The following is a 21,896-nucleotide window of genomic DNA, read 5'->3' as shown; positions in this document are numbered from 1 at the left end:
GTAAGGGGAGGGGCGAGGATGATGCGTCGTCGATCAGGCGATACGACCACCGCCGTCGACGTGTAGTACCTGGGCGTCGATATAGCCGTTCTCGAGGATCGCGAGGCCCGCGGTGGCCAGATCCTGTACCTGGCCGATACGCCCCACCGGCAGGCTCCTGGGCGTCTCGTCAAACATCGTCTGGCGTGCGGATTCGTCCATGCCGTCCCAGGTGGCGGAGTCCACCACCCCAGGAAAAATGACGTTCACTCGACGCGGCGCGAGCTCGACCGCCAGTCCGTTCATGATGCCTTCGAGCCAGTGATTGGCGGACGAGACCAGGCTGGCTCCCGGTGCCGGACGGTAGGCCGCCACGCCGGAGTAGAACAACAGGCTGCCCTTGGGTGCCAGATAGTGATGGGCGGCGCGTCCGAGCTGGATCGAGGCCCAGATCTTGCTGTCCAGGGTGCGCTGGATATCCTCGTCGGTGAGCTCGATGAACGGTTTGAAGGTGAGGTCCGCGGCCGTGCTGACGATATGATCGACCTGGCCGACCTCGTCCAATGCCGCCTCGAGCGATTCGCGCCGACTGATGTCCAGCGGGTGAACGCTGACGGGGCCGTCGAGGGAGGCCGCCACGGTGTCCAGGCGTTCGCGGCGACGGCCCGCGAGGGCGATACGCGCGCCCTGGGCGCTGGCCTGGCGGGCCAGCTCGGCGCCCATGCCGGAGCCGCCGCCGACGATGAAGAGGGTTTGTTGATCGAAGCGTTTCATGCGTCCGTCTCCTCCGCGTGCGTAGCATGTGCATTCATCCTCACCGCGGTAGAGAATTCAATATACACTTGTATGACGAAACCACTCTTCAATATTGTCGAATAATGGACGAGCTTCTTACCTACCGACTCTTCATTGCCACCATAGAGTCAGGCAGCCTGTCGGCGGCCGCGCATCAGCAGGGCATGGCACTATCGTCGGCGAGCTACCGATTAAAGCGCCTCGAACATCGTCTTGGCGTCACGCTGCTCAATCGAACCACGCGCGTACTGTCGCTGACCGAGGAGGGCGCGGCCTTCCTCCAGGGATGCCGGCAGGCCGTTTCGGCCATGGAGCAGGCCGAGGATCGCATGCATCGTCGCCAGGCCGCGCTGTCCGGAGATCTGGTGGTGACCGCTCCCCATGATTTGGGTGAACGACGGATCGCTCCGGCCTTGCTCGCTTTCCAGCGTCGCCATCCGCGTGTCTCGCTGGAATTGCACCTCAGCGATGGTCTATCGAGAGGCGTCGGTCGGGGGATCGATCTGGCCATCAGGGTCGGCCCGTTGACCGATAGTGCGTTGATCGGTGTGCCGCTCGCCGACGACGAGCGTCGGGTCGTGGCATCGCCAGACTACTGGGCGCGCCGCGGTCGCCCGATGCACCCGCGGGAACTGCGTGCGCACGACTGTCTGGTACTGACGCGAGACGGGGAGCCGCAGACCCCGTGGCACTTCCAGGAGGGCGGCAAGGCTTTGAGCGTGCCGGTTGCCGGCTCACTCAGGGCCAACTCCGGGACGCTGTTGAGGCGCTGGGCCATGGAAGGCGCGGGCGTGATTCTCAAGTCGTCTGCTGATATTCGTGCGGCTCTCGATGAGGGAGTCCTGGAGAGCGCCCTGGACGATTACATGCCGCCGTCCTCCGGCATGCATGCCCTGATGGCGAGAGATCGCTATCGTCCCCAGCGGCTGGAGGCCCTGGTGGCCTGGTTGAAGCAGTGGTTTCGTGACGCCTGTCAGTCCCCGTGACCGCGAGATGTTTCACGTGGAACATGGTGATCGTGAGGGGAGGGGGAGCGGTGGTCGCCGCCTTCTGTCGCAGGGAGGCTTTCTTGCCTTGCCCACCTTGCCCCAATGTTTCACATGAAACATCGGAAAAAAGAAGGGCCGGCGAGTCGCCTCGCTGGCCCTTTCGCATCGCTCGCTTCGCTCAGTGCTGGAGCTCGGCGATGTCCGCGACCTCGAGGAACAGCGCCTGGAGGCTGGCCAGCAGGGCCAGACGGTTGCGCTTCACTGCCTCGTCATCGGCCATCACCATGACGTCGTCGAAGAAGCGGTCGACCGGCTCGCGCAGGGTCGCCAGCACGTCCAGGGCATCGCTGTAGCGCGCTTCGGCGAACAGCGGGGCGACCTGCTCGTGGCAGCCGCTCAGCGCCTCGGCCAGGGCCTTCTCGGCGTCTTCCTGCAGCAGGCCGGCGTCGACCTCGACGGCCACGTCGCCGCCCTGTTTGGCGAGGATGTTGGAGACCCGCTTGTTGGCGGCGGCCAGGGCCGCGGCTTCCTCGCGGCGGCCGAAGGCGTTCACCGCCTGCAGGCGACGGGCGAAGTCCAGCGGCTTGGTGACCGGGCGGGCACGCACGGCCAGATAGACCTCGGCGCCGATGCCTTCGTCCTGGGCCCAGGCGCGGAAGCGGTCGAGCATGTAGGTCAGCACCTCGTCGACCAGGCCGTCGGCGTAGGGCAGTTCCTGATGCTGGGCGGCGGCCAGCTCGAGCAGCTCGCGCAGGTCGAGGTCCAGCTCACCCTGGATCAGGATGTTCAGCACGCCGATGGAGGCGCGGCGCAGGGCGAACGGGTCCTTGGTGCCGGTGGGGCGCTGGCCGATGCCGAAGATGCCGGTCAGGGTGTCGAGGCGGTCGGCCAGGGCCAGGGCCTGGCCGGCGCGGGTCTGCGGGATGGCGTCGCCGGCGAAGCGCGGCAGGTACTGCTCCTCGAGCGCCTGGGCGACCTCGGCGTCCTCGCCGTCATGGGTGGCGTAGTAGCGGCCCATGATGCCCTGCAGCTCGGGGAACTCCAGCACCATCTCGGTGACCAGGTCACACTTGGCCAGCTCGGCGGCGCGGCGAGCCTGGTGCACGTCGCCGTCGATGCGGCCGGCGATGAAGGCGGCCACGGCGGCGTTGCGGTGGGACTTGTCGCCCAGCGAGCCGAGCTTCTGCTGGAAGACCACGCTGGCGAGGCCCTCGACGCGGGCAGCCAGCGGCTGCTGGCGGTCGGTCTCGTAGAAGAAGGCGGCATCGGCCAGGCGCGGGTGGATCACCTTCTCGTTGCCGCGGATCACCTGCTCCGGCTCGGCGCTGTCGATGTTGGAGATGGTGATGAAGCCGGGCTTGAGATTGCCCTCGGCGTCCAGCAGGTGGAAGTACTTCTGGTTGGCCTTCATGGAGGAGACCAGGCACTCGGCCGGCACCTCGAGGAAGCGCTCGTCGAAGCCGCCGGCCAGGGCGACCGGCCATTCCACCAGGCCGCTGACCTCGACCAGCAGCTCCTCGTCGATCACCGCCTGGGCCTCCTGGACCTCGGCCTCGGCCAGCACCTGCTCGCGGATGCGCTCGCGGCGCTTGTCGCGGTCGGCCAGCACCCAGGCCTGTTCCAGCGCCTCGAGGTAGTCGTCGGCGTGGGCCAGCTCGAGCGGCTCGGGGGCGTGGTAGCGGTGGCCGCGGGTGGTGCGGCCGGCGCTCAGGCCGAGGGCGCTGGCCTCCACGACGTCGCTGCCGTAGAGCATCACCAGCCAGTGGGCGGGGCGGGAGAACTCGATGCGCGAGGCGCCCCAGCGCATGTTCTTCGGCACCGGCAGCCCGGCGATGGCCTTCTCGACGATGGCGGGCAGCAGGGCGGTGGTGGCCTCGCCCTGCTGCTGCTCGCGGTAGCCGAGCCAGGTGCCCTTGTCGGTCTCGAGGTGGATCAGCTGGTCGACCTCGACGCCGCAGGAGCGGGCGAAGCCCTGGGCGGCCTTGGTCGGCTCGCCGTCCTTGAAGGCGGCGGCCAGCGCCGGGCCGCGACGCTCGACCTCGCGGTCCGGCTGCTTGTCGGCCAGCGCCTCGACGTGCACGGCCAGGCGGCGCGGGGAGGCGTAGGCCTTCACCTCGCCGTGGGTGATATCGGCGTCGGCCAGCCCGCGGGACACGCCCTCGGCCAGGGCATCGGAGAGTTTGTCGATCGCACTCGGCGGCAGTTCCTCGACGCCCAGTTCGACCAGAAAGCTATCGGCTGCCATCTCAAGCGTCTCCTTCGGCAAGCAGTTCGCGGCGCAGGGCTTCGGGGGCCAGCGGGAAGCCGGCGGCCTTGCGCGATTCGTAGTAGGCGTGGGCCACGTCACGGGCCATGGTGCGGACGCGCAGGATGTAGCGCTGGCGTTCGGTCACCGAGATGGCGTGACGGGCATCGAGCAGGTTGAAGGTGTGCGAGGCCTTGAGCACCTGCTCGTAGGCGGGCAGCGGCAGGCCGGTCTCGATCAGCTTGGTGCATTCGCCTTCCTGGTGATCGAAGGCGGCGAACAGCGCCGGCACGTCGGCGTGCTCGAAGTTGTAGGTCGACTGCTCGCGCTCGTTCTGCAGGAAGACGTCGCCGTAGGTGACCCTGGTGCCATCGGGGGCGACGGTCCACACCAGGTCGTAGACGCTGTCGACGTCCTGGACGTACATGGCGATGCGCTCGATGCCGTAGGTCAGCTCGCCGGTGACCGGGTAGCACTCCAGGCCGCCGGCCTGCTGGAAGTAGGTGAACTGGGTCACCTCCATGCCGTTGAGCCACACTTCCCAGCCCAGGCCCCAGGCGCCGAGGGTCGGGGATTCCCAGTTGTCTTCGACGAAGCGGATGTCGTGAACCAGCGGGTCGAGGCCGAGACGCTTGAGCGAGCCCAGGTAGAGCTCCTGGAGATTGGCCGGGGACGGCTTCATCACCACCTGGAACTGGTAGTAGTGCTGCAGGCGGTTGGGGTTTTCCCCGTAGCGGCCGTCGGTGGGGCGGCGGGATGGCTGCACGTAGGCGGCATTCCAGGTCTCGGGACCGATGGAGCGCAGGAAGGTCGCTGGGTGGAAGGTCCCGGCGCCGACCTCCATGTCCAGGGGCTGGAGGACCACACAGCCCTGCTCGGCCCAGTACTGCTGCAGGGCCAGGATCAGGCCCTGGAAGGTTGTCACGTCTGGCGTCGACTGTGTCATTGGCGGGTCACCGTTGGCCATGAATTCACGAGCGGTCAAGTATACAATCACGGGCAGATCGGTTATAGGCGCAGCCCGGAATACCTTGGGCCATCGTCGTCGGGCGAGGGCTCGGGGCTGATCCGTCGACGGAGCTGCGAGAGGGCGCTGTGAACCCCTCCCTGGGCGCTACCGACGCCATCCATGGCGTAGGACCCTCTCTTCGCTCCGTCCCCGGCGCCCCTCATCATCGGCCCAACCGCGGTGGCTCCAACCGCATAGAGAGGAATCCCCATGATCGTAGTGACAGGCGGAGCCGGCTTCATCGGCTCGAATCTGGTCAAGGCACTCAACGAGCGCGGCCGCAACGACGTGCTGGTGGTCGACGACCTGAGCGACGGCACCAAGTTCGTCAATCTGGCCGATTGCACCCTCGGCGACTACCTGGACAAGGACGACTTCCTGGCCCGGGTGAAGGCCGCCCTGAACGGCGAGACCTCGCACCTGCCGCCCATCGAGGCGATCTTCCACGAGGGCGCCTGCTCCGACACCACGGAGTGGGACGGCCGCTTCATGCTCGAGAACAACTTCGAGTACTCCAAGGAGCTGCTGCACTTCTGCCAGCTCAAGGGCATTCCCTTCATCTACGCCTCCTCCGCGGCCACCTACGGCGGCAGCGAGGTGTTCCGCGAGGAGCCCGAGCACGAGAAGCCGCTCAACGTCTATGGCTACTCCAAGCTGCTGTTCGACCAGTACGTGCGCGCCCGCCACGACGAGTTCGAGAGCCAGGTGGTCGGCTTCCGCTACTTCAACGTCTACGGCCCCCGCGAGCAGCACAAGGGCAAGATGGCCAGCGTCGCCTACCACCACCACACCCAGATCAGCGGCGGCCAGGACCTCAAGCTGTTCGGCGCCTGGGATGGCTATGAGGCCGGCATGCAGAGCCGCGACTTCGTCTACGTGGGCGACGTGGTCGACGTGAACATGTGGTTCCTCGACCACCCCGAGGCCTCCGGCATCTTCAACCTCGGAACCGGCCGCGCCGAGCCGTTCAAGGCGATCGGCGAGGCGGTGGTCGACTACTACGGCAAGGGCAAGATCGAGTACATCGACTTCCCCGACGAGCTCAAGGGCCGCTACCAGAGCTACACCCGCGCCGACATCACGCGGCTGCGCGAGGCCGGCTACGACCGCGAGTTCCACACCGTCGCCGAAGGCGTGAAGGCCTACCTGGAGTGGCTGAATGCCTGACCCGGGCGAGCGCATCCTGGTCGTCGGCCCGTCCTGGGTCGGCGACATGGTCATGGCCCAGAGCCTGTTCAAGACGCTCAAGGAACGCGACCCGGCGGCGACCATCGGCGTGGTGGCGCCGGCCTGGTCGCGACCGATCCTCGAGCGGATGGAAGAGGTCGACGAGGTGGCCGCGCTGGAAGTCGGCCACGGCGAGTTCGGCTGGGCCGCGCGGCGCCGGCTGGCCGCCTCGCTGCGGGGGCGCTTCGATCGCGCCATCGTGCTGCCGCGCTCATGGAAGTCGGCGCTGGTGCCCTTCCTGGCGCGCATCCCGCGGCGCGTCGGCTTCCACGGCGAGCAGCGCTACGGGCTGCTCAACGAGCGTCGCCGCCTCGACAAGGCCGTGCTCGACCAGACCGTGAAGCGCTTCGTGTCGCTGGGGCTGCCGGCCGGCGAGGCGGCGCGGGGCGACTTCCCGATCCCGCGCCCGGCGCTGCGGCGCGACGACGCCAATCTGGCGTCGCTGCACGCCTCGCTCGGAATCGGCGGCCGCCCGGCCATCGCCATGATGCCCGGCGCCGAGTACGGTCCCGCCAAGCAGTGGCCGCTCGAGTATTTCCGCCGCCTGGCCGAGGCGCTGATCGCCGAGGGCTTCGAGGTGCGGGTGATGGGCGGGCCCAAGGACGAGCCCGCCGGCGAGACCATCGCCGGCGGGCTCGAGCATGCCCATAACCTGTGCGGCAAGACCCGGCTGGCCGACGCGGTGGACCTGCTCGCCGACTGCCGCCAGGCGGTGACCAACGACTCGGGGCTGATGCACGTGGCCGCCGCCGCGGGCACCCGCATCCAGGCGATCTACGGCTCCTCCTCGCCGGCCTACACGCCGCCGCTCACCGGCAACGCCGAGATCCACTACCTGGCGCTGGACTGCTCGCCCTGCTTCGAGCGGACCTGCCCGCTGGGGCACACCCACTGCCTCAAGCGGCAGCCGCCGGAGAAGATCCTGTCGGCCATCCTGGCCGGCTAGGCAATGCTGAAAAGTGTCTGCGCTCGGCTATACGGCGTTAAAACTCAACTCAAAGCCCTCATTTACAGCTCGTAAACTCCGGCTTTTCGTTGATTTTTGCCTTGTCTAACCTTCGCTCGCCGACTTTTCAGGCAATGCCCGCGGCTCTTGGCCAGAATGCTCCGCCCGAACCGACGTCGGCTCCGGGCGGGGCAGATCCAGCCCCTTCCACAGTCGGCGCTGCAGGGCGGTCTCCTCCTGCATCCGGGCGTTGATGGCCTCCAGGCCGTGGCGCTCGACCAGCGTCGGTTCCCGCGACAGCAGCGAGACGCCGAGTCCCGCGCGGTGGTCCTCGACGCGAAAGCCCATGGCCTCCAGCACGGTGGGCAGCACGTCGAGGGTCGAACCCTCGCGGTCGAGGCGCCGCGGTATCAGGTCGTTGTGCAGCAGCATGAAGGTATTGGCGCGTGGGCCGGCGATCAGCTCGTCCCAGGCCGAGACGCGCATGGTCAGGTGATCGCTGGCGAGCACCACCAGGGTGTTGTCCAGCAGCCCCTCGGCCTCCAGGCGCTCGACCAGCCGCCGGGCCAGCCAGGCCGAGCATTCCACCGCGTAGAGGATGTCCTCGCCGTCGTGCTCGCCCTGGCGTGCCTCGCAGGCGCGGGCCGGGTAGCCGGCGGGCGGATGGGTGCCGAGGCTCAGTGCGATCACGCCCCAGGGGCCGCCTTCGGCCTCGCGGCGGCGGATCTCCTCCAGGGTGAAGTCGTAGAGGCTGTCGTCGTACAGCCCCCAGCTGTTGAGGTAGTCCGGATCCTCGAGCCGCGGTGACAGGGTCTCGCGGCCGCGCACCCGCGTGACGCCGTGGCCGGTGTAGAAGCGCCCCTTGCCGGCGAAGCGGGTGCTGGCGCCGCCGAGATAGCTCAGGGCATAGCCCTGCTCCTGCAGCAGGTCGCCCAGGCAGTCGACGCCCGGCACGACCCGCTCCAGCGGCTCGAACTGGCTGTCGTGGAGCAGGCCGGCGGGCATCAGCGGCGTGCCGCACTGGCTGGCGATCATGCCGGCCATGGTCCAGCCGGTGTTGTCGATCTGGCGCACGCCCTCGAAGACCACGCCGCGTTCGCCCAGCTCGGCGAGCGGCGCATAGGCGTCGCCGAAGCGATCGCGGTCGGCGTAGGTGCGCTCCAGGCTCTCCAGGTAGAGCACCAGCAGGTTGGGCGGATCGGCCGGCGCCGCCTGGATCACCGGCGCCACATAGCGGCGATCGAGCCAGGCGCCGTCCTCGGTGACCAGGGCCATGCCGCGCTGGCCGAGCCCCAGCAGCATCGGGTTGCCGAGCAGCAGCACCGCGGCCAGCAGGCGTTCATGGCGGGCCCAGCGGTCGTCGCGTCGGACCAGCCAGGTGAAGGCCGCCAGCACCGCCAGCACGGCCAGGGTATAGAGCACGGCCGCGACCAGCCGCTCGCCGCCGCCGTGATCGCTGATGCCGGCCTGCAGATGGAAGAACACCGCGCCGAGATCGACCTTGCCGAAGCTGTCGGCCAGGTAGACGTAGATGCCCCACAGGATCAGCGGCAGCAGCGACCAGGGCCAGCGGCGGCGCGGCATCGACGCGGCCGCGTCGTCACCCCAGCGCAGGCGATGGGCCAGCCACAGCCAGCCGGCGGCGATCGGCCACAGCGCAAGCGTCGGTAGCCGGGTCACGGTGACGGCGGCGAAGCCCAGCGCCAGGCCGAGGGTCAGCAGGGCCCATCTCCGTGGGCGCCTGAATCGCATGGGCCGGGCGTGCTCAGCGCGGGTCATGATCGGCACGCTCGTTCTCGTAGAGTTCGTTGAGCTTGGCGTACTTCATGTAGGCGTGAAATGCCGTGGTCATGGCCACGGTGAAACCGTCCGCGCCCTGGAAGAGGCCGCCCTTGAGGATCAACTTGCGGAAGGTGGCGGTGGCCGCGTGCAGCGCCGGCCGCACCGCCGAGGGCCGCTTGCCGCGCTCCTTCATCGCCCAGGCGTCGCGGCTGGAGAGCGCGTCGATGCGGCTGATCCAGTGCGACAGGTCGCGGTAGGTGAAGTGGCGGATATGGGCATCCAGATCGACCACCGAGGGCGCCTGCACCGAGGAGTGCGCTTTTTTAGGCAGATAGCCCGAGGTGGTGCGGTGGTAGAGCCGGGTGACCGGATCGGGATAGAAGCCCGCGGCGCGGATCCAGTGGCGGCCGGCGAAGTTGCGGCGCCTGAAGCGGTAGGCCTGCTGCGGGTCATCCAGCGCCAGCCCCTGGATCGCCGCGATGGCGTCGTCGTCGAGGCGCTCGTCGGCGTCCAGTGCCAGGATCCAGTCGTGGGCGGCCTGGGGCACGGCGAAGGCCTTCTGCGGGCCGTCGCCGAGGTAGGGCTGGTGGATCACCCGGGCGCCGGCGGCCTCGGCCAGCGCCACGGTGTCGTCCTGGCTGCCGGAGTCGACGACGATCACCTCGTCGCAGACCCGTTGCAGGGAGACGACGCAGTCGGTGACGTTGTCGGCCTCGTTGAGCGTGATGATGATGCCGGAGATGGGCGTCATGGGCGGGCCTCGCTGATCGAAGGGGAGGTCAGGCGTGCGGCGATGGCCTCGGCGGCGGCGGCCAGATCGATGGATGCCATGTCCGCCTCGTGGGCGCCCTTGGGCGGGCAGAAGGCCAGGCGCCGGTCCTCGGCGTTGCAGGTCTGCCAGCGCAGCGGCGTGGCCGAGCGCCGCGAGGGGTAGAAGCCCGCGGTGGGCCGGTTCAGGCAGGCGGCGACGTGCAGCGGCCCGGTGGAGCCGGCGATGAACACATCGGCGGCCGCGAGGCTTCGGGCGAAGGCCTCCAGCCCAGCGCTCGGCAGCAGGCGCCGGGCCTCGAGCCCGGCCTCGCGCAGCATCTCGCACAGGGCGTCGGCGTTGTCGGTCTCGCCGGGGCCTGCCGTGATCACCCAGGCCGGCGCCGTGTCCGCTTCGCGCAGCCGGGCGTCGACGCCGCGGGCCAGCCGCGCATAGGCCTCGGGCGCGAGGTTGACCGCCGAGCCGCCGCTGCCGGGGTGCAGGAACAGCCAGGGGCGGTCATCACTGAGCCCGGTGGCCTCGGCCACGAGACGGCGCTGGCGCGCGTGCTCGGCGTCGTCCAGCGGCCAGCAGGGCGGCGCCGGCCGCGTCGGCACCGTGATGCCCAGCGCCTCGAGCAGCGCCTCGGCGAGCTCCAGGTTGTAGACGTACTCGGGTTTCTCCGAGCGCGACCTGCGCTGGGTGACGCGGCGGCTGTAGAATAGCTGGGCCCACTTGGTGGCCGGCGCCAGGCGCAGCGGAATGCCGGCCCGCCAGCCCAGCCAGCCGATGCGCGGCGTGGAGTAAAGCGTCAGCAGCGCATCGAAGCGGCCGGCCTTGAGCTCGGCCAGCAGCTCGCGCCGGCCCTCGCGGCCGGCGTCGTCGCCCGGGTCGAGGATCACCTCGTCGATCCAGGGGCAGGCGCGGGCCAGCGGGGCGGTGTAGCTCGGCACCAGCACGCTGACGTGGGGGCGCGGCGAGGCGGCCTTGAGGGCCGCCAGGGCCGGCCAGGCCAGCATGAAGTCGCCGAGCTTGTCGTTGCGAACCACCAGCAGGCGCGGCGGCCGTTGATCGGAGAAACTCGTCATGGGGCTCCCGAGCCCCGATACCGAATGGAGGATGCCTTGAGACCCAAGGTCATGCAGCTCTGCCTCTCGAACGGCTGGGGCGGACTGGAAATGTATCCTGCGCGGATTATACCCGAGCTGGCCCGTCAGGGGTGGGAGGCCCACGGCCTGGCGCTCGCTGGCTCGCGGGTGGCGGCGAGCCTGGAGGCCGTCGGCGTCACGCCGCTGACGGTGCCATCCCGCGGCCAGGCGCTGTGGCGGGTCGGGCGCATCCTGGCCTACCTCAAGGCCCACGGCATCGAGGCCATCCACTGCCACAAGTCCAGCGACCTGCGCCTGGGCGCGCTGCTGGCCACGCTGCGCCCGGGGCTCCGGCTGTTCTTCACCGACCACATGGGCGTCACCCGGCCCAAGCGCGATGTCTACCATCGCTGGGCCTACGGCCGTGTCACCCGGCTGTTCTCGATCAGCGAGGCGACCCGCGCCCGCAATCTCCAGGCCTTCCCGCTGCCCGACGAGCGCATCCGCCGGCTCTATCTCGGCATCGATCCGGCGCCCTACGTGGCCGAGCCGGCCGATGCCGAGCGCGCGACGCTGCGCGCCGAGCTGGGCGTGCCCGAGGGCGCGGTGGCGATCGGCCTGCCGGGGCGCATCACCCCGGGCAAGGGGCAGCGGGTGTGGGTCGAGGCGCTGGCGCGGCTGGCCGAAACGCGCGCTGACGCGGCCTGGCACGGCGTGATGATCGGCGGGCTGAGGGCCGAGGAGGGCAGCAACGCGGCCTTCGTCGAGGCGCTGCGCGAGCGCGTCGAGGCGCTGGGACTCGGTGACCGCATGACCTTCGCCGGCTTCCGCGCCGACCTGCCGCGCTGCCTGCAGGCGCTGGACGTGGTCTGCACGCCGTCGCGCAACGAGGCCTTCGGGCTGACGGTGATCGAGGCCATGGCCGCCGGCCGGCCGGTGGTGGGGGCCTCGAGCGGGGCGATCCCGGAGCTGGTGAGTCCGAACACCGGGCGACTGGCCGATCCCGAAATGCCCGAGGCCTGGGCCGCGGCCCTGGCCGAGCTGGTCGACGACGGCGCGCTGCGCGAGCGGCTCGGCGCGGCGGGCCGGGCGCGGGTGCTGGAGGACTTCACCCAGGCGCGCCACGTCGAGGCGCTGGTGGCGGAGTACGCCGGTCAGGCGTCGCCGGCCTCGTAGCCGCGACGGATGGCGGTCATGGCGGGGGCGGCGTCGAACTTGGCCAGCGAGCGGGCCAGCCGCTCGAGGTTGGCCTCCTGCCACTTGCCGGGCGCGCGCAGCCGGCAGCGGTCGAAGTCGATCAGCCACACGGTGCCGGCGTCGTCGATCAGCAGGTTGCGGGCGTTGAGGTCCACGTGGTCGAGGCCGGCGTCGTGGAAGCGGCGCACCGTGGCGCCGACCCGGGCCAGCAGGGTGTCGTCGGCGTCATGGAGCCGCTCGGCCAGGGCGCGGGCGCCGGAGAGGCGCACGGTGATCAGCGCGGCCTCGTACCCGGGGCCGTGGCGGGTCGTGACCGCCGCCACCGGGCGGGGCACCGGCAGGCCGAGCGAGAACAGGTGGGCGGTCAGGCGCAGCTCGTGGAAGGAACGGCTGCGCTCGGCGCCGGTCCACAGGTAGCGCGATTCGCTGACCCGGGCCACCAGGCCGCCGCGGCGGTAGGGGCGCAGCACCCACTCGGCCTCGCCGGCGGCCAGGAACAGGCTGGCGCCGCGGCCGGGGGCCTCGCCGGTGACCAGGCCCTGCCGGCGCCAGTGGTCGGGATCGAAGGTCGACGGGCCGATTTGTGGCGCCCCATCGGCGTCACATAAACTGTCCGCATCATATAAAATGTAAACCTTTCCCGTTTGAAGCGTTGCCAATCGCATGAAGCATCCTCTGCCCGCCAGCCCCGCCCATATCGGCGTGCTGCGCCTTTCCGCCCTGGGCGATGTCTGTAACCTGGTTCCGACGATCCGCGCGCTGCAGCGTCAGTGGCCCGATGCGCGCATCACCTGGATCATCGGCAAGGGCGAGCACAGTCTACTGGCCGGTATGTCGGGGGTCGAGTTCGTCGTCTACGACAAGGCCACCGGCCTCTCGGGGATGCGCGAGCTGTGGCGGCAGCTGGCGGATACGCGCTTCGACGTGCTGCTGCACATGCAGCAGGCGCTGCGTGCCAGCGTGCTCTCGCTGGGCCTCAAGGCCGACCTGCGCGTCGGCTACGACAAGGCCCGCGCCAAGGATGCCCAGCACTGGTTCACCCACCGCCAGCTGGCACCGCACCCCCGCGCCCACGTGCTCGAGTCGTTCCTCGACTTCGCCCGGCTGCTGGGTGTCGAGGATCTCTCGCTGGCGTGGGACATGCCGATCCCCGACGCCGCCCGGCACGAGGCCGCGACGCTGACCGGCGACGCGCCCTATATCCTGATGAGCCCCTGCGCCAACCCGCGGCTGCGCAACTTCCGCAACTGGTCGGCGGAGGGCTACGCCAGCGTGGTCGAGCACGCCTGGGTCCAGCACGGGCTGAAGACGGTGCTGACCGGCGGCGGCAGCACCCAGGAGCGCGAGATGGGCAGCCGCATCCAGGCGCTGTCCCAGCCCGGGGCGGTGATCGACGCCATCGGTGGCTCCTCGCTGAAGGGCCTGCTGGCGCTGATCGACGGCGCCCGGGCGGTGGTGGCGCCGGACTCGGGCCCGGTGCACATGGCCAACGCCCTGAATACCCCCGTGGTCGGCCTGTTCGCCACCACCAACCCGGACCGGGCCGCGCCCTACTGCTGGCGCGAGCACGTGGTGAACCGCTATCCCGACGCGGTGCGCCAGTTCCTGCACAAGGATCCCGAGACGCTGTCCTGGGGGCAGCGGGTCCGCCATCCCGACGCCATGTCGCTGATCCAGGCCGACGACGTCATCCGTAATCTCGAGGCGGTGCTGGCCATCGCCGCGTCCCGTCAGGAAAGGGAGCCTTCCGATGAAGCTTGATCTGACCGCCCTGGAGCACTCACGCCTGCTGGTGGTGGGCGACGTGATGCTCGACCGCTACTTCCACGGGGGCACCTCGCGGATCTCGCCCGAGGCCCCGGTGCCGGTGGTGCGGGTCGAGGAGGCCGAGGACCGTCCCGGCGGCGCCGCCAACGTGGCGCTCAACATCGCCTCGCTGGGCGCGCGGGCGGCACTGGCCGGCCTGGTCGGCGACGACGACAACGCCGACCTGCTGAGCCGCCGCCTCGAGGACGCCGGTGTAAGCACTCACTTCGCTCGCAGCGCCGATATTCCGACCATCACCAAGCTCCGTGTGATGAGCCGCAACCAGCAGCTGATCCGCCTCGACTTCGAGCAGAGCCTCGGCGACGTGGACACCGGGCCACTGGCGGAGGAGGTCGAGACGGCCCTGGACGACGCCGACCTGGTGATCCTCTCCGACTATGGCAAGGGCACCCTGGCCGATGTCCAGGGGCTGATCGGCCGCGTGCGGGCCGCTGGCAAGCGGGTGCTGGTCGATCCCAAGGGCAGCGACTTCCGCAAGTACCGGGGCGCCAGCGTGATCACCCCCAACCTGGCCGAGTTCGAGGCCGTCGCCGGCCCCTGCCCGGACGATGCCACCCTGTCCGAACGCGGCGAGGCGCTGCGCGCCGAGCTGGAGCTCGAGGCGCTGCTGATCACCCGCAGCGAGAAGGGCATGACGCTGATTCGTGAGGGCCACGAGCCGTTGCACCTGCCGACCCGCGCCCGGGAGGTGTTCGACGTCACCGGCGCCGGCGACACCGTGATCGGCGTGCTGGGGCTGGCGCTGGCCGCCGGCCACGGCTTCCCCGAGGCCATGACCCTGGCCAACCTGGCCGCCGGCCTGGTGGTCGCCAAGCCCGGTACCGCCACGCTGTCCGTGGCCGAGCTCTACACCGCCCTGCACGGCGACAAGCTGGCCGAATTCGGGGTGATCGGCGAGGCGCCGCTGATCGAGGCGGTGCGCGCCGCCCAGGCCCGCGGCGAGCGGGTGGTGATGACCAACGGCTGCTTCGACATCCTCCACGCCGGCCACGTGGCCTACCTGGAGCACGCCCGCCGGCTCGGCGACCGGCTGATCGTGGCGGTCAACGACGACGCCTCCATCGGCCGCCTCAAGGGGCCCAAGCGGCCGATCAACCCGCTGGCGCGGCGCATGCAGGTGCTGGCCGGGCTGGGCGCGGTGGACTGGGTGGTGCCCTTCGCCGAGGACACCCCGCAGCGGCTGATCGAGGCGGTGCTGCCCGATGTGCTGGTCAAGGGCGGCGACTACCGGCCCGAGGACATCGCCGGCGGCGAGGCCGTGCGGTCGGCCGGCGGCGAGGTGCAGGTGCTGGGCTTCGAGGACGGCGTCTCCACCACGGCGATGATCTCCACCATCCTCGACCGCGAGGCCTGATGGCCGGCCATCCTTGGGCGCGGCGCGGCTACTCCGCCGCGCTGCTGTCGCTCTCGCCGCTGGTCTGGCGGCGAGTGTGGCGGGAGAGCCTGCCCGGGCGCTCCCGTGTCGAGCGGCTGGGGCGCATCGCCGCCTCGCCGGAGGGGGCCCATAGCCTGTGGCTGCACTGCGCCTCGGTGGGCGAGGTGCAGGCCGCCCGCCCGCTGATCGAGGCCCTGGCGCGCCGGCATCCCGACCGCCGCCTGGTGATCACCACCATGACCGCCACCGGGGCCGAGCGCGCCCATGCCGTCGCCGAACGCCTGCAGTACGAGGCGGATGTGGCCGAAGTGAGTCATCACTTCGTGCCGCTGGACTTCCCCGGCGCCGCGCGGCGTTTCCTCGATCGCCTGCGCCCCGATCTCGCCATCTTCTTCGAGACCGAGCTGTGGCCCAACCTGCTGGCCGGCTGCGAGCGACGGGGCATTCCGGTGGCGGTGGTCAACGGCCGGCTCTCGCCGCGGGCCTTCCGGGGCTATCGTCGCCTCGGGCGGCTGATGGCCGAGGCGCTGTCCCACGTCAGCTGGCTGGGGGCCAAGTCCGAGGCCGACGCCGAACGCTTCCGGGCGCTGGGCATGGCGGCGGGGAAGACCGAGGTGACCGGCTCGCTGAAGTTCGATCTGGCCCGTGATGACAAGGCCTTCGGCGTGAGTGAGCGCTTGCGCACCGAGATCGGCAAGCGGCCGGTGTGGGTGGCGGGGTCGACCCACGAGGGCGAGGACGAGGCACTGCTCGAGGCCCATGCGCGGCTGCGGGAGCGCTGTCCCGAGGCGCTGCTGATCCTGGTGCCGCGCCATCCGCGGCGCTTCGAGGCGGCGGCCGAGCTGTGCCGCCACGCGGGCATGCCGCTGGCGCGGCGCTCGCGGAACGAGGCGGTGACCGGCGAGACCGCGGTCTATCTGGGCGACACCATGGGCGAGCTGTCCGCGCTCTACGGTGCGGGCGACGCGGCCTTCGTCGGCGGCAGCCTGGTGCCGATCGGCGGCCACAACCTGCTGGAACCGGCCGCCATGGGCGTGCCGGTGCTGACCGGCCCCGAGCTCGCCAACTTCACCGACGTGGCCGAGGCGCTGCGCGAGCGGCAGGCGCTGGTGGAGGTCAGTGACGCCACGACACTCGCCGACGCGCTCGCACGCCTGCTCGGCGATGCGGCGGAGCGTGAACGCCTGGCCGCGGCCGGGCGGGCGGTGGTCGAGGCCAACCGCGGCGCCCTGGCGCGGACGCTGGAAGGCCTGGATCGGTTCCTCCAGGCGAAGTGAGTGCTTGCTTGCATCACGCCTTCGGCATCAGGCGCGGCTCCGGGGTGGGCGGCAAGGCGGCTGCAGCATGAAGGTCTGATACGTGAGGCGCTGAAACTCGTGATCCAGCATGCCGAGGCCGACCAGGGAGGTGATCAGGAGTGACAGGGCATAGCCGTAGCCATAGAAGGCCGGCCCCAGCTGTTGGCTCACCATCGTCAGCCCCAGGTTGGTTCCCGCGAACAACAGGCACAGGCACAGCGCCGGCCTCAGGCGGTCGAGATAGAACAGCACGTTGAGGATCGCCATGAACAGCACCTGGATGCCTACCGCCACCAGGAAGATATTGAACAGCGGCAGATACCAGGCCGAGAAGCCTAGCCAGTCGAGCAGGGTCGGCCCGGCCATCAGCAGGGCCAGGATGGTGATGCCCTGAACCTTGAAGATATCGTAGATGCCGCGTCGTACGCTGGTGATCATCTGGCCGCGCAGCAGCTCGATATGGTCGAGGGTATCGCCGCCGCGGACGGCCTCGTAATAGGCGCTGCAGCGCTCGGCGAAGTCCGTCTCCATGCGCATCAGGAACACGGCCATGCCGGGGACGATGGAGAGGTAGGCGAGGAAGAGCGGGAGGTCGTGAATCGGCGCGGCACGCAGCGGGCCGATGATGGACTCGGATGTGTCGGGATTGAACCAGAAAGCCAGCTTGTCGACCCAGATGCCCAGGTTGTAGCTCAGGCCGATCAGGATCAGCGAGAGATGGCGTTGCCCCCGACGGTGGAGGTCGAAGGCCCATAGCCGCTCGCTGGGATAGTGGCGGATCACCATGAAGAGCAGGCAGTAGAGCAGCAGCCCCTGACCCAGCACGAAACCGCCCAGCAGCCCTTCGAGCCCCAGGTCGCGCAGCAGCAGGCCCGCGCCGAGTGTGGCGCCATAGCCCAGGGCAAAGGCGCCTAGTACCTGATGGTAGGCCTTGACGCCCGCCACGAAGACAGCCACGCACCAGATGTTGCTCAGCAGCACGAAGGCGACCGCCATCTCCAGTCGATAGACCACGCCGGTGCCGGCGAAGGCGGGCATCGCCGCCAGCCCCAGCGTGCCTGCCGCCAGCGTCACCAGGGTCAGTAGTCCGAAGAGGTTGGGCAGCACCCGCTCGGCGTGGTGCTCGAATAGCCGGTCGGCCACGAAGCGGGTGAACAGCAGCTGCACCAGGCCGGTAAATATCAGCGACGCGGCCACCAGCCAGGTCACCGAAACCAGGAACTCGGTGACGTGACCGCTGGCACCCTGCCGGGTCGAGGCCGAGATCATCCCCAGCGCCATCACGGCCAGGATCGACAAGACCCAGGGGCCGGAGCCGATGATGCCCGCGTAGCTGTAGGCACGCAGCAGCCCCAGGTAACTGTCCTGCCGCAGCAGCCTACGCAGTTCGAAGCCGATCCCCGCCATCTTTGCTCGTCTCCTTCCCGTCACCGGGCAGTGCCCCGGCATCGACGTAGAGTTGCCGGTAGCGGGAGAGCATCAGCGCCTCGGTATATTCCGCCTCGACGCGGGCTATTCCCGCCTCCCGAGCCTGTTGCCAGGCCTGGTCGTCTTCCAGCAGCTCTGCCATGGCAGCCGCCGTGGCGCCGGGACTGGCGATGGGCACGATGCGCCCCGAGGGTCGCTCTGACCGATCGCTTCCCAGCACCAGTTCACGACAGGCGCCGACGTCGCTGCATACCACCGGCACCCCGGCGGCCATGGCCTCGAGCGCCACCAGGGGCTGGGCCTCGCTGATGGAGGTCAGCACCACCAGGCGGGACTGTGCGAGGATCGTCTCGGTGCGCTGGAAGCCGAGAAAACGCACCCGCGTCTCGAGGCCGAGCTGCTGCACCAGGTCGTGGCACTCGCGCGCATAGTCGGGATCCTCGCTCTCCGGCCCGACGATCCAGCCCTCGGCCTGGGGAACGCGCGACAACAGCTGGTGCATGGCGCGTATGAAGGTCTTGATGTCCTTGATGGGCGTGACCCGGCCGAGCAGCGTCACGACCTGCCGCCCTGCGCTCCCTGTGGTATCGCGCAGGGGGCGAAAGCGCTCGATGCCGATGCCGTTGGGGATCACGCTGGTGCGGTCCTCGGCGGCGCCATCGAGCAGCTGACGCTGACGATTGCCTTCGTAGAGGGTGGTGATGCCGCAGGCCGAGGCGTAGGTCATGCGCCCGAGGCTCTGGAAGAAGCGAACCCACATGCGTCGCAGGTAACCGGTATGGGGCTGGAAGCCGTGGGTCAGGGGATCGGCCGGGTCGCGTATCCAGTCGGCCTGTACCAGGTCGATCTGGCGCTCCTTGGTGTAGATGCCGTGCTCGGAGACCAGCAGCGGCCGTCGGGTGATGTGGTGCGCCAGGGCTCCGAGAAAGCCGGCATAGCCGGTGGAGATGGCATGCAGACAGCGTCCCGGCGGCAGCTTCCTGGCGATGCGCGAGAGCAGAAACAGCGGGGTGTGCATGTTGCGCACCGACCAGAAGTAGTCGATGAAGGAAGGATCAGGGTAGTCGCGATGGTAGTGCTCGAGGATCTGCTCCCAGGCGGCCTGGCTGTACAGGAAGTCGTCCTGACTCAGGCCCCCGATACGCCCCAGCAGCCGAGCGGCCTGACACAGGGCGGCGTCCGGACTGGCCTCGGGAGCGCGCAGGGTCTCATGCAGCTCGCGACTGGCTGCGAAGGCGCGCCTGTTGCCGCGCCGTTGCCGCGGCGTGCCGGACCGCAGCATGTCGTCGAACAGGTAGTGGCACTCGAGGTGCACCACGTTCTCCGGTCGTGCATAGAGGATCCCCTCGTAGTCCTGTCGTCGTCCGCCCAGAAAGACCAGGGCGAAGCGCAGGTCGGGCAGTCCTCGGATCAGCTGGTCGACCCAGCCGGCGACCCCGCCGCGTACCATGGGGTAGGTGCCCTCGAGCAACAGGATGATGTCGGCGGGGCGCGCGCGCCGCCTGAGTGTCGGCCAGCCGTCCGTCATTGCCATGCCTCCTGTCTTTCCCGGGCGGCGGTCGTGTCCGTGTCGCCCCGAGGGGCGGCGTCCACACGCCAGAAGCTGGCCACCGGATGCAAGGTGGGATCGCCGGCAGCGGCGGCACTGAGCCGGGCCAGCTGCCGGCGCACTTCCGCGAAACGTCGCTGCCGGAAGGCCAGCTCCGCGCGATGCGGTGCCAGGTCGTCGTCGTTCATCCCCAGGCGCTCGCAATGCGCGAAGGCGCGCTCGGCATCCGCGACATCGCCCAGCGTCGCGCACAGCCTGCCGCGCTGCAGCCAGCGCTGGGCAGTTGTCCGATGCTCCAGCGCCTGGTCGATGAACGCCAGGGCCTGTTCGAGCAGATAACGCAGCGTGCTGCCCTGCGCCAGGCCCAGGTAGGCATACTCCCAGTACAGGGTCGAGATGGCCTCGGCGCGGTGGCCGGCCGGGTCGTCGCCCTGTGCGATGGTCCGGGTCAAGGCGAGGAGTCGGCTATCCAGCTCGCGTTCGATGGCATTCAGCATCGAGTATGCGAGCAGGCGGACATCGTCGCTGGCATCCATCAGCCCCTGGCGTAGCAAAGGGACGGCCTGCCGCCGGGGCAGGTGTCGACAGGCCAGAATCGCCTGCTGACGCTGCTGGGGATCGCCGACTCCCGACAGCACGCTGCCCAGACCGTTGCGGAGGGTGGGGTCGTTCGCGGCCGGAAGGGGGACGGCGCGGAATGGCAGGTCGGGGATGGGAAGCGGGCGCCAGGTCTTCGGCCTGGTGCGACGAGCGCTGTGCAGGGCGGGCAGCACCCCCAGCGCGATCCCCACGGCACCGATGCCTGGCAGCAGTATCAGCGAGGCCAGCAGGAAAGCCAGCGTACCGGCCATGGGGTGTGCGATATCCTTCGGCAGTCCCTTCCACAGTCCGACGGCGAGCAGCAGGCTGGCCATCAGGTGCTGCGGCAGGCTGCGCCACCAGAGCAGCTCGGGAGTGAGCAGCAGGCAGTAGGCGGCGATGCCCTCCAGGGTCAGCCCGGCGAGCAGCCACGGGATGATCACCGGCAGCGGAGAACGCGGTGGCGCGTCAGGCCGCCGCATGGTGGCGCTCCTGAAGGTCGAGGCCGTCCAGAAGTGCCCTGGCCGAGCGGTGGCCGTCGATGAGCCGATGGCTAAGTCGTACGCCTTCCTGGCGAGGATCTTGTGGCAGCTGGGTCTCCAGGCGCTGCCAGAGACGCTCGGCGAAGGCGGTGGCGGCCCGCTCGTCGGCCAGCGGCATCAGGATATGCAAGCAGGTCGTGTGCAGCCTCGTGCCGAACACCCATCCCTGATCCAGGGCGCGCAGCTGGGCAAAGGCTTCGTCGATGATGGTCCGGCCATGCGTCTCGTCCAGTGTCTCCGGGAGTTCCAGGGTGACGAGGAGTGAAGACAGGTGGTTGCGTCGGGCCTGGGCGACCCAACGCGCCAGGCTGGCGGATAGATCGGCGGGCGAGGCATGCCCCTGACGCGCTTCGGCCCGGTGAAGCAGGTCGCCGAGCTGGGCGCCGAGCACCGCCAGCAGATGCAGTTGTCCGCGATGGAAGTCGAGAAAGGGCATTTGCGTGACCGCGACAAGGGCATGGATGCGCTCATGCACATCGATCAGTGGCACCACCGCGAGCAGCGAGCCCTGTTCGGGTAGCTGGGGGTCGACGGCGTTGCCGGCATAGAGCATCTCGCGTTGCTCGAGGCAGGCGAGGATCATCGGGTCCTGGTGATCGATGCCGACCCCGCCGCCGTAGCAGACCGGTGCTTCCTTGAGGGGACGATGATGTTCGTCGAGGCGAATCAGCGCCGCCTGCTGGATACGGCCGTTGAGCGCCAGGAAGCTGAGTATCTCGCTACCGTGGTGCTGGAGCGGTGCTCCGTGCTCGGCCAGATGCTGAAAGCGCTGGGCGAGCCGATGCAGCGCATCGCGCAGCGTGAACGGATTGGCGGCCAGGCGCTCGGCCAGCTGATCATGCGAGACGCGTAGCAGATGATAGTGTCGGACGAACTCGTCGAGCCGAGTGGCCTGATCGTGGTTGATGGTGGCCAACTGGCGCAGCCGACGTTGCCAGGTGTCGGCCATCTCGCCCGACAGCATTCCCACCAGCACCACCGCCACGGCATTGGGCAGTGCCTGCGCCTGGTCCGGCACCAGCGCCCCGGTTCGCCACCAGGTCTCGGCGCCGATCAGGGCGACGCTGATCAGGGCGCTGCCGAAGCCGAAGGCAAACCCGTAACGAATGCCGATCAACAGCGGTCCCGCCACCAGCAGCCAGGCCGTTCCGCTCTCCAGCAGCAGTGGATCCTCGGGATGCAGGATGAAGCCGAGCGCGGGTATCGCCAGGCTGATGACCAGGGTCTCCAGCATCCGTAGCCAGCGCGGTGGCGGCTCGACCGGGATGTGCTCGAAACGCGTCGCCATATTCA

The 21,896-nt window shown here is 69.5% G+C and carries 18 protein-coding genes; 7 read left to right on the top strand and 11 right to left on the bottom strand.

The annotated features are described in order from the left end of the window. Positions 1 to 33 precede the first annotated feature (33 nt). Positions 34 to 753, bottom strand: a complete 720-nt coding sequence (locus UYS_RS0203840) for an SDR family oxidoreductase (protein WP_016854176.1) — start codon at positions 751 to 753, stop codon at positions 34 to 36. 68 nt (positions 754 to 821) lie between these two features. Here UYS_RS0203840 and UYS_RS0203835 point away from each other — a divergent pair, with 68 nt between their 5' ends. Then, a complete protein-coding gene (locus UYS_RS0203835; RefSeq protein ID WP_192813912.1) occupies positions 822 to 1,760 on the top strand; it encodes a LysR family transcriptional regulator in 939 nt (312 codons plus the stop codon). A 181-nt stretch (positions 1,761 to 1,941) separates the two neighbouring features. Here UYS_RS0203835 and glyS read toward each other — a convergent pair whose 3' ends face one another. Continuing rightward, a complete protein-coding gene (glyS, locus tag UYS_RS0203830; RefSeq protein WP_016854174.1) occupies positions 1,942 to 4,008 on the bottom strand; it encodes a glycine--tRNA ligase subunit beta in 2,067 nt (688 codons plus the stop codon). A gap of 1 nt (position 4,009) precedes the next feature. Continuing rightward, on the bottom strand, positions 4,010 to 4,954 hold the full coding sequence (gene glyQ / locus UYS_RS0203825; RefSeq protein WP_040477865.1) for a glycine--tRNA ligase subunit alpha: 945 nt from the start codon (positions 4,952 to 4,954) through the stop codon (positions 4,010 to 4,012). 273 nt (positions 4,955 to 5,227) lie between these two features. Here glyQ and rfaD point away from each other — a divergent pair, with 273 nt between their 5' ends. Further along, positions 5,228 to 6,184 (top strand): ADP-glyceromanno-heptose 6-epimerase, encoded by a 957-nt coding sequence (gene rfaD / locus UYS_RS0203820; protein WP_016854172.1) that lies wholly within the window; start codon positions 5,228 to 5,230, stop codon positions 6,182 to 6,184. Beyond that, positions 6,177 to 7,190: a lipopolysaccharide heptosyltransferase II gene (gene waaF, locus UYS_RS0203815; RefSeq protein WP_016854171.1), complete on the top strand. Its 1,014-nt coding sequence runs from the start codon at positions 6,177 to 6,179 to the stop codon at positions 7,188 to 7,190. Before rfaD ends, waaF begins: the two co-directional genes overlap by 8 nt. Before the next feature lie 105 nt (positions 7,191 to 7,295). Here the strand turns inward: waaF and UYS_RS0203810 are convergent, their stop codons facing one another. The 3 genes from UYS_RS0203810 to UYS_RS0203800 are packed head-to-tail and all read right to left on the bottom strand — an operon-like array spanning position 7,296 to position 10,808. Further along, entirely contained in the window at positions 7,296 to 8,969 is a 1,674-nt protein-coding gene (locus tag UYS_RS0203810; RefSeq protein ID WP_016854170.1) for a sulfatase-like hydrolase/transferase, read from the bottom strand. Next, complete coding sequence (locus tag UYS_RS0203805) at positions 8,956 to 9,723, bottom strand: glycosyltransferase family 2 protein (protein ID WP_016854169.1); 768 nt, start codon at positions 9,721 to 9,723, stop codon at positions 8,956 to 8,958. Before UYS_RS0203805 ends, UYS_RS0203810 begins: the two co-directional genes overlap by 14 nt. Further along, complete coding sequence (locus UYS_RS0203800) at positions 9,720 to 10,808, bottom strand: glycosyltransferase family 9 protein (RefSeq protein ID WP_016854168.1); 1,089 nt, start codon at positions 10,806 to 10,808, stop codon at positions 9,720 to 9,722. The genes UYS_RS0203805 and UYS_RS0203800 overlap by 4 nt, the downstream gene beginning before the upstream one ends. 36 nt (positions 10,809 to 10,844) lie before the next feature. Between UYS_RS0203800 and UYS_RS0203795 the strand changes: the two genes are divergently transcribed. Beyond that, positions 10,845 to 11,984 carry a glycosyltransferase family 4 protein gene (locus tag UYS_RS0203795; protein ID WP_237738417.1) on the top strand — a complete coding sequence of 380 codons (1,140 nt, stop codon included), beginning with the start codon at positions 10,845 to 10,847 and terminating at the stop codon, positions 11,982 to 11,984. Here the strand turns inward: UYS_RS0203795 and UYS_RS0203790 are convergent. After that, positions 11,963 to 12,670, bottom strand: a complete 708-nt coding sequence (locus UYS_RS0203790; RefSeq protein WP_016854166.1) for a 3-deoxy-D-manno-octulosonic acid kinase — start codon at positions 12,668 to 12,670, stop codon at positions 11,963 to 11,965. The genes UYS_RS0203795 and UYS_RS0203790 overlap by 22 nt on opposite strands. Between UYS_RS0203790 and UYS_RS0203785 the strand changes: the two genes are divergently transcribed. Genes UYS_RS0203785 through waaA form a run of 3 tightly spaced genes read left to right on the top strand, consistent with a single transcriptional unit; the run spans position 12,669 to position 16,484 of the window. Next, positions 12,669 to 13,766, top strand: coding sequence for a glycosyltransferase family 9 protein (locus UYS_RS0203785; RefSeq protein ID WP_016854165.1), 1,098 nt, complete (start codon positions 12,669 to 12,671; stop codon positions 13,764 to 13,766). The two genes, UYS_RS0203790 and UYS_RS0203785, sit on opposite strands and share 2 nt — an antisense overlap. Then, on the top strand, positions 13,756 to 15,186 hold the full coding sequence (hldE, locus tag UYS_RS0203780; protein ID WP_016854164.1) for a bifunctional D-glycero-beta-D-manno-heptose-7-phosphate kinase/D-glycero-beta-D-manno-heptose 1-phosphate adenylyltransferase HldE: 1,431 nt from the start codon (positions 13,756 to 13,758) through the stop codon (positions 15,184 to 15,186). The genes UYS_RS0203785 and hldE overlap by 11 nt, the downstream gene beginning before the upstream one ends. Continuing rightward, entirely contained in the window at positions 15,186 to 16,484 is a 1,299-nt protein-coding gene (gene waaA / locus UYS_RS0203775) for a lipid IV(A) 3-deoxy-D-manno-octulosonic acid transferase (RefSeq protein WP_016854163.1), read from the top strand. The genes hldE and waaA overlap by 1 nt, the downstream gene beginning before the upstream one ends. 27 nt (positions 16,485 to 16,511) lie before the next feature. Here waaA and pelG read toward each other — a convergent pair whose 3' ends face one another. Genes pelG through UYS_RS0203755 form a run of 4 tightly spaced genes read right to left on the bottom strand, consistent with a single transcriptional unit; the run spans position 16,512 to position 21,891 of the window. Further along, entirely contained in the window at positions 16,512 to 17,912 is a 1,401-nt protein-coding gene (pelG, locus tag UYS_RS0203770; protein WP_016854162.1) for an exopolysaccharide Pel transporter PelG, read from the bottom strand. Continuing rightward, positions 17,884 to 19,467 (bottom strand): GT4 family glycosyltransferase PelF, encoded by a 1,584-nt coding sequence (gene pelF, locus UYS_RS0203765; RefSeq protein ID WP_202802761.1) that lies wholly within the window; start codon positions 19,465 to 19,467, stop codon positions 17,884 to 17,886. The genes pelG and pelF overlap by 29 nt, the downstream gene beginning before the upstream one ends. Continuing rightward, a complete protein-coding gene (locus UYS_RS0203760; RefSeq protein WP_016854160.1) occupies positions 19,458 to 20,543 on the bottom strand; it encodes a tetratricopeptide repeat protein in 1,086 nt (361 codons plus the stop codon). The genes pelF and UYS_RS0203760 overlap by 10 nt, the downstream gene beginning before the upstream one ends. Further along, entirely contained in the window at positions 20,530 to 21,891 is a 1,362-nt protein-coding gene (locus UYS_RS0203755) for a PelD GGDEF domain-containing protein (RefSeq protein WP_016854159.1), read from the bottom strand. The genes UYS_RS0203760 and UYS_RS0203755 overlap by 14 nt, the downstream gene beginning before the upstream one ends. Between the last annotated feature and the right edge of the window lie 5 nt (positions 21,892 to 21,896).

This window comes from Halomonas smyrnensis AAD6, from assembly GCF_000265245.1.
Taxonomy (GTDB): Bacteria; Pseudomonadota; Gammaproteobacteria; order Pseudomonadales; family Halomonadaceae; genus Halomonas; species Halomonas smyrnensis.
This window is presented reverse-complemented; position numbering and strand designations above follow the sequence as displayed.

Coding starts and splice junctions, on each gene's coding strand:
- UYS_RS0203800 (WP_016854168.1), bottom strand. CDS start 10,808: ATGACGAGTTTCTCCGATCAACGGCCGCCGCGCCTGCTGGTGGTTCGC.
- waaA (WP_016854163.1), top strand. CDS start 15,186: ATGGCCGGCCATCCTTGGGCGCGGCGCGGCTACTCCGCCGCGCTGCTG.
- UYS_RS0203805 (WP_016854169.1), bottom strand. CDS start 9,723: ATGACGCCCATCTCCGGCATCATCATCACGCTCAACGAGGCCGACAAC.
- UYS_RS0203785 (WP_016854165.1), top strand. CDS start 12,669: ATGAAGCATCCTCTGCCCGCCAGCCCCGCCCATATCGGCGTGCTGCGC.
- UYS_RS0203755 (WP_016854159.1), bottom strand. CDS start 21,891: ATGGCGACGCGTTTCGAGCACATCCCGGTCGAGCCGCCACCGCGCTGG.
- pelG (WP_016854162.1), bottom strand. CDS start 17,912: ATGGCGGGGATCGGCTTCGAACTGCGTAGGCTGCTGCGGCAGGACAGT.
- UYS_RS0203810 (WP_016854170.1), bottom strand. CDS start 8,969: ATGACCCGCGCTGAGCACGCCCGGCCCATGCGATTCAGGCGCCCACGG.
- UYS_RS0203840 (WP_016854176.1), bottom strand. CDS start 753: ATGAAACGCTTCGATCAACAAACCCTCTTCATCGTCGGCGGCGGCTCC.
- hldE (WP_016854164.1), top strand. CDS start 13,756: ATGAAGCTTGATCTGACCGCCCTGGAGCACTCACGCCTGCTGGTGGTG.
- UYS_RS0203760 (WP_016854160.1), bottom strand. CDS start 20,543: ATGCGGCGGCCTGACGCGCCACCGCGTTCTCCGCTGCCGGTGATCATC.
- glyS (WP_016854174.1), bottom strand. CDS start 4,008: ATGGCAGCCGATAGCTTTCTGGTCGAACTGGGCGTCGAGGAACTGCCG.
- UYS_RS0203790 (WP_016854166.1), bottom strand. CDS start 12,670: ATGCGATTGGCAACGCTTCAAACGGGAAAGGTTTACATTTTATATGAT.
- waaF (WP_016854171.1), top strand. CDS start 6,177: ATGCCTGACCCGGGCGAGCGCATCCTGGTCGTCGGCCCGTCCTGGGTC.
- rfaD (WP_016854172.1), top strand. CDS start 5,228: ATGATCGTAGTGACAGGCGGAGCCGGCTTCATCGGCTCGAATCTGGTC.
- glyQ (WP_040477865.1), bottom strand. CDS start 4,954: ATGACACAGTCGACGCCAGACGTGACAACCTTCCAGGGCCTGATCCTG.
- pelF (WP_202802761.1), bottom strand. CDS start 19,467: ATGGCAATGACGGACGGCTGGCCGACACTCAGGCGGCGCGCGCGCCCC.